We start from the raw sequence: 6206 nt of genomic DNA, 5'->3' as shown, positions 1-6206 counted from the left end.
GCCGGTCCGATCGTCCGCGCGACGACCGGCGCGAGCGGGGCGGCCAGACCGCGCCCTTCGCCAGCTCCGGGCCGAAGCGCCCCGAGCGCGGGCCGGACCCGGATTCGCCCTTCGCCAAGCTGCTGGCGCTGAAGGCGCAGCTTGAGACCGGCGGCCGGTCCAAGGGCCCGGACGGCGGCGACGCCTGATCCATGACGACGGCGCGGCCGGAGGAGCTTCCCCCCGACCGCGCCCGTCTCGACGTCTGGCTGTGGCGCGCTCGGGTGGTCAAGACCCGCGCGCTGGCCGTTCGGCTGGTTCAGTCCGGTCATGTGCGCGTCAACGGCCAGCGGATCACCGCCGCCGGGCGCGGCGTGAAGGCCGGCGACGTGCTCACCATCGCGCTCGAAAGCACGGTCCGCGTCCTGCGCGTGGCCGATCTTGGCGCGCGCCGGGGACCGGCGGACGAGGCGCTTTCCCTGTTCACGGATCTCGCCGACGGCGGCGGCCCGGACGAGCGCTGAGGTTTCAGCCCTTCGCCGCGCGCCGACGCTTAAGCCTCACGGTTCCGATCGGGCCGCCATGGGCGGACGCGCCCTTGCGAAGCGGGGACGTGTCCGCTACGTCACGCGGATCGAACCTTGGAGACTGGCATGACCTACGTGGTCACCGACAACTGCATCCGCTGCAAATACACGGACTGCGTCGAGGTGTGCCCCGTGGACTGCTTCTACGAGGGCGAGAACATGCTCGTCATCCATCCCGACGAGTGCATCGACTGCGGCGTCTGCGAGCCGGAATGCCCCGCGGAGGCCATCAAGCCGGACACCGAGCCGGGGCTGGAGAGCTGGATCAAGCTCAACGGCGACTACGCCAAGACGTGGCCGAACCTGACCACGCGCCGCGATCCTCTGCCCGAGGCCAAGGAGTTCGACGGCGTCACCGACAAACTCAAGGATCATTTCTCGCCCGAGCCCGGCCAGGGCGACTGATTCCCCCTCACGCCCCTTCGCGTCGCGGCGAAGGTGTGGCGCCCATGCGTCTGTTTCATTGATTTTTTAGTCCGTTGGTGGTACGGTGCCACAACGGTCAAAAACGACGCGCGCCGCCCTCAAAGACCGCCATTCTGGCGGTCGATCGGCTCACCAGCTGCAGCGGAACAACCTGAACAGGCGCTCGACGCGCAAGGCAGGTTTCGCGTCGTTTTTCTCTGGTTGGGCGGAGACGGCGGGCCATGAAGCGCGTGCTTCACGATCCTCCCCTTCCGAAACACAAGGCCCGGTCCCGCGGGCTGGCGCCAGTCGCGGTCCCTGACGGGAGCGCGACGCTACGGAGTTCGGAGCAGCATGACCACCAAGAAGACGTCGCAGGCCAAGCACGGGTTCAAGGCGCTGGAGCACGTGGTGTACCCGTCGCATGGCGTGGGTCAGATCATGGCGATCGAAGAGCAGGAGATCGCCGGTCACAAGCTCGAACTGTTCGTCATCAGCTTCGAGAAGGACAAGATGACGCTCCGGGTGCCGGTCGCGAAGATCACCAGCGCCGGCATGCGCAAGCTGTCTGATCCCGCGGTGGTCGAGAAGTCGCTCGAGACCCTGACCGGCCGCGCCCGCGTCAAGAAGACGATGTGGAGCCGCCGCGCTCAGGAGTACGAGGCCAAGATCAACTCCGGCGACCTGATCGCCATCGCCGAGGTGGTGCGCGACCTTTACCGCGCCGAGACCCAGCCGGAGCAGTCCTACAGCGAGCGTCAGCTCTATGAATCCGCGCTCGACCGCATGATGCGCGAGCTGGCGGCGGCAGAGAAGCTGACCGACATTGAGGCCCAGAAGAAGATCGAGGGTCAGCTCGCCAAGGGTCCGCGCCGCGGCGGCAAGGTGGACGAGGTCGAGGCCGAGGCCGAGCAGGACGAAGCGGCCTGATCGCTGCTCTCTTCGCGACAAGTTTGAAAAACCCGGCCTCAGGCCGGGTTTTTTGCGTTTGGGGGAGGTCGCGCGCTGGCACGGGCGCGCGGTCGGGTCGCGCCCGGCGAAAGGCGCGCCGTCTCAAGGCTTTGTCACGGCTTTCGACGAAAGGTCATGCCGCGTCTGTCCGCAAACAGCCGGCCGGCAAGGTCTTGATTCTTATGATCACGAAACCGTGATCGATAAAATGCGCATCCACTTCGTCCTTTTGGCCGCGTGAGACGTTTCTGACCTGAACGCCGTCTGCGGACGGCTCGAGCGGGGAGGAGACGCAATGTCCCAGATGGCTGGAGTACGCCGCCGTTTCGTGCGCGCCGCCATGGAGGCGCCGTTTCTGCAGCGCGATGAAGAGCATCAGCTCGCCGTGCAGTGGAAGGATGATCGCGACGAGCAGGCCCTGCACCGGCTCGCCGCCGCCCATATGCGGCTGGTGATCGCGATCGCGGCCCGGTTCCGCCATTACGGACTGCCGATGCCCGACCTGATCCAGGAGGGCCATGTGGGCCTGCTGGAGGCAGCGGCCCGGTTCGAGCCGGAGCGGGAGGTGCGCTTCTCCACCTACGCCACCTGGTGGATCCGCGCCGCCATTCAGGACCACATCCTGCGCAACTGGTCGATCGTCCGTGGCGGCACAAGCTCCGCGCAGAAGGCCTTGTTCTTCAACCTGCGCCGCCTGCGCGCCCGGCTGAGCCGCACCGGCGAAACCATGACGCCCGGCACGCTGCACGGGAAGATCGCCGAAGCGGTCGGCGTGTCGGTCAAGGATGTGGCGCTGATGGATTCGCGCCTGTCCGGCCCGGACATGTCGCTCAACGCGCCCATGATCGACAGCGACCCGAACTCCTCGTCGGAGCGTATGGACTTCCTCGTGGACGACGGCCCGCTGCCGGACGAGACCGTTGGCGAATCGATCGACGGCGAGCGTCGGGTGCGCTGGCTGCGCTCCGCCCTTGGGGTGCTGAACGAGCGCGAGCTGAACATCGTGCGCGCCCGCCGGCTTTCGGAAAACGCCGTCACCCTTGAGGCGCTCGGCGAGCGGCTCGGCATCTCCAAGGAACGCGTGCGCCAGATCGAGAACCGCGCGCTGGAAAAGCTCCGCCGCGCCCTCGTGGAGCAGCACCCGCAGGCCGTTGGCGCGATGGCGTGAGATAGCCTTTCGCGGTTGCAGCGCGGGGAGCGGCGCCTAAAGACTCCCTCAACGTCATGCCCGAGCTTGTCTCGGGCATCCACGACTTCGAGCGGTCGTGTGCTTAAACGCCGAAGTCGTGAATACCCGCGCGAAGGCGCGGGCATGACGTGTGTTTGAGCGAGGCGCGCGACACGCGCCGTACTTTAAAATTCAACCGACGCCATCGGCCTCCGCGCTTCCCCGCGCGGAGGCCGATGGCGTTTCGGGCGCGTTAGACGATCAGCACGTCGCTGGCGTCGAGGTCGGTCAATCCCGCGGTCAGCTTCGCGAAGGCGACGCGCGCGCCGGGGCCTGCGGCGCCGTCCGCGTCGTAATAGAGATAGCCCGTCGGAGCGTCGTAGAAGAGGTGATCGTAGATCTCGGCCGATCCGGCGCGTCCGTTGGCGAAGGCGGTGAAAATGGCGTCGTCCAGCGCGATGGCGTCGTGGGCGTGGCTGAAGTCCTTGATCACGTCGATCGAACCCAGCGCGGTGTCAAACACGAAGATGTCCTTGCCCGCGCCGCCGGTCAGCACGTCCGCATGCGCCCCCCCGTGCAGCACGTCGTCGCCGTCTCCGCCGAGCAGGTTGTCCTTGCCGCGCAGGCCTTTGAGCACGTTGTCGCCGTCGCCGCCGACCAGAAAGTTGCCGCGCTTGTTGCCGGTCAGGTCGATGTCGGCGAGGAAGCCGTCGAGCGAGACGCGAAGGTCCTCCACCTGACCGTTGGTCAGGCGGTAGCTCACGGAGGTCTCGACCACGTCGCGTCCGCCATGGGCCGCCTCGATCACGACGTCCTTGGCGTTGTCCACGAAGTAGCGGTCGTTTCCGAGCCCGCCCTCCATACGGTCCGCGCCGCGCCCGCCGTAAATCCGGTCCGCCTGGGACGAGCCGATCAAGTGGTCGTCCCGGTCGCCGCCGGCGATGACGACCTGGTCCGGCCGCACGCCCGTCTGCGACCACGAGGTGAAGCGCAGGCCGCTGAGGTCCACATCCGGGGCGCCTCCGGCCGGCGCCGACGGGCCGGCGATGACCCGAAGCGTGGCGGAGCCCGCGCCCCCGCCGCTCACCAGCGCGTCGGCCGCGACGCCGGTCCCCCCGATCTGGGAGCCCAGAAGCTCCAGCCGCACAGTGGCGTCGTTGCCTCCGAGCACGATCTTCTCGATGCTTTCGAGGCGGCTCTCGGTCAGATTGGCGGAGAAGGCGACCGAGGTCGCCGTCACCGACAGCGTGTCGATGCCCGCGCCGCCCTCGGCGTAGCCGAGATGGGGGTCGCGAGCGCCGCTCACGAAGAACGTGTCGTCGCCGTCACCCCCACTCAGGCCGTCGCCTTTAGGCGCGAGCGTGCTGGCGGGGCTCCAGTAGAAGCTGTCATTGCCGGCGCCGCCGCTGATGATGTCCGAAGCGCGCGATCCGACGAAGGTGTCGTTCTGCGCGGAGCCCCACACGGCGACGACGTTGGTGGGGGCCCAGTCGGTGAAGGTGAGCTCCGTCAGGTTCACCGAGGCGCCGACGCTGCCGACAGTGATGTTCAGCTGCGCGGAGCCGCCGGCGCCGGACAGCGCGAGCGCGCGCGCGAACGCGACATCGTCGAGCTGGGACAGGCTGACGTACAGATGGGACGAGCCGGAGAGCTCGATGGCTTCGATCGAGCGCACGTCCGCGTCGGTCACGTTGATGAGGGGGCCAGTGATCGCCAGCGTGTCGTAACCCGTTCCGCCGTCGAACACGCCGCGGGTCGTCACCGAGAAGAAGTCCAGCTCAAGCCGGTCGGCGCCCTGGCCGCCGTAGAGATCGTCCACGGCGTCGTTCGCGCGTTCGATGCTGACGAGGTGGTCGTCGCCTTTGAGGCCGTAGATCACGATCGGCGTCGTGCTGCCGAAGTCGCCGCGCAGATAATCGGCGCGGGAGGTTCCAAGAAGGCGCGGTTGCATGGACGGTCTCGCGGGCGAACGGGCGGTTGGGCCGTCATCCGCTGCGGGCGCCGGCCGGCCCGCGACGCGCGAACCGTGGCTACGCTACACCCGTTCCGCGCGGTTCAAACCGGCGGAACGATGAAAGTTTTAAATCAAACTTAACGGACGCCGGACGGGCGCCGCCGTTAGGGCTGCGGCGCCGGCGCGCCGGCCGAGGCGTTCTGCCAGGCGGTGAACGCGTCGGTGAAGGCCTGCGCGCCCGGCGTGCCCTTCTCCAGCGTCAGCACGGCGCGGCGGCCGTTGTCGTAGAGGATCGGAATGTCGATCCAGCCCCGGTCCCGCAGCAGCTGCTCGTTGATGACGCGCTCGTTGTCGATGCTCGACAGGCCGATCAGGAAGAAGCCGCTGGTGACGCGCACCGACAGGCCCTGCACCGGCGCGCCGCGCGCGGCCTCGTCGGCCTTCATCAGGATGCCGGGCACGTTGGCGACGCCGGCGTTGGCGAAGTTCTCCGGCAGCTTGAACTGAATCTCGACCGTGTGGCTGGCGGGCAGGGTGCTGTCCACGTTGCGGCGGATCACCACCGAGGCGCGGATGCCGCGGGCGGGCACGTCCGCGTCGCCGCGCAGCGCCAGCTCCAGCGGCTGGCCCTGGCCGGCGGCGACCGATTCCGTGCGCCACACCACCGTGCCGTCCACCTGATCGCCGGACTTCTGGTCCGAGCCTTCCTCGTAGAGAATGGCGCGCTGGGCCACGAGCGCGCCGGCCTGCGGCTGCGCCGCGGGCGCGCTCGGCGCGGTGGTCTGCGGCGTCTCGGGCTGGACCGGCGCCGTGGGTTCGGGGGCGCGCGCGACCTCGGTCTGGGCCGGCTGCGCCGGTTCGGCGGCCGCCGGCGCGTCGTCGCTCAGGAGCCGGTCGCCGGACTTGCCCTGATCGTTCGACGCGGCGGGCGCGAGCGTCGACGGCTCCTTGACCGCGTCCACCGAGGCGGTTTCGGTATTGCCGCCGCCGAACAGCCCGGCGATCTGTTCGCGGCCGGCGACGCCCACCAGCACGGCGGCGATCAGGCCGAGCGCCGCGATGGCGATCAGCGGGCCGCGCTTCGAGCGGGGCGCGCGCTCGTCCTTCGCGCCGGCGGCGCGGATGATGGGGCGGCCGTCGGCGCGGGTCTGCGGTCCGCGGC

General features: G+C 68.9%; 7 protein-coding genes. 5 read left to right on the top strand and 2 right to left on the bottom strand.

Annotation, left to right across the window (positions count from 1 at the left end; all coding sequences use genetic code 11):
• The 5 genes from ACFQ4O_RS14050 to ACFQ4O_RS14030 all read left to right on the top strand — a co-directional run.
• Nucleotides 1-188, top strand: a 188-nt coding sequence (locus ACFQ4O_RS14050; protein ID WP_378776391.1) for a hypothetical protein, incomplete at its 5' end; no start/stop codon positions are given.
• A gap of 3 nt (nt 189-191) precedes the next feature.
• Entirely contained in the window at nt 192-503 is a 312-nt protein-coding gene (locus ACFQ4O_RS14045; RefSeq protein WP_378776389.1) for an RNA-binding S4 domain-containing protein, read from the top strand.
• A 129-nt stretch (nt 504-632) separates the two neighbouring features.
• Nucleotides 633-971: a ferredoxin FdxA gene (gene fdxA, locus ACFQ4O_RS14040; RefSeq protein WP_378776387.1), complete on the top strand. Its 339-nt coding sequence runs from the start codon at nt 633-635 to the stop codon at nt 969-971.
• Nucleotides 972-1325: 354 nt separating this feature from the next.
• Nucleotides 1326-1901, top strand: a complete 576-nt coding sequence (locus tag ACFQ4O_RS14035; RefSeq protein WP_378776385.1) for a CarD family transcriptional regulator — start codon at nt 1326-1328, stop codon at nt 1899-1901.
• Between the two features lie 316 nt (nt 1902-2217).
• Nucleotides 2218-3090 carry an RNA polymerase factor sigma-32 gene (locus ACFQ4O_RS14030; RefSeq protein WP_378776383.1) on the top strand — a complete coding sequence of 291 codons (873 nt, stop codon included), beginning with the start codon at nt 2218-2220 and terminating at the stop codon, nt 3088-3090.
• Nucleotides 3091-3343: 253 nt separating this feature from the next.
• Here the strand turns inward: ACFQ4O_RS14030 and ACFQ4O_RS14025 are convergent, their stop codons facing one another.
• Together ACFQ4O_RS14025 and ACFQ4O_RS14020 are read right to left on the bottom strand one after the other, a co-directional pair.
• Nucleotides 3344-5041, bottom strand: a complete 1698-nt coding sequence (locus ACFQ4O_RS14025) for a calcium-binding protein (RefSeq protein WP_378776381.1) — start codon at nt 5039-5041, stop codon at nt 3344-3346.
• Between the two features lie 167 nt (nt 5042-5208).
• On the bottom strand, nt 5209-6206 hold a 998-nt coding region (locus ACFQ4O_RS14020; protein ID WP_378776379.1), incomplete at its 5' end, for a hypothetical protein.

The organism is Methylopila musalis, assembly GCF_042679725.1.
Classification (GTDB): domain Bacteria; phylum Pseudomonadota; class Alphaproteobacteria; order Rhizobiales; family Methylopilaceae; genus Methylopila; species Methylopila musalis.
Note: the sequence above shows the minus strand (reverse complement) of the source record. Positions and strands in the feature narration are given on the sequence as shown.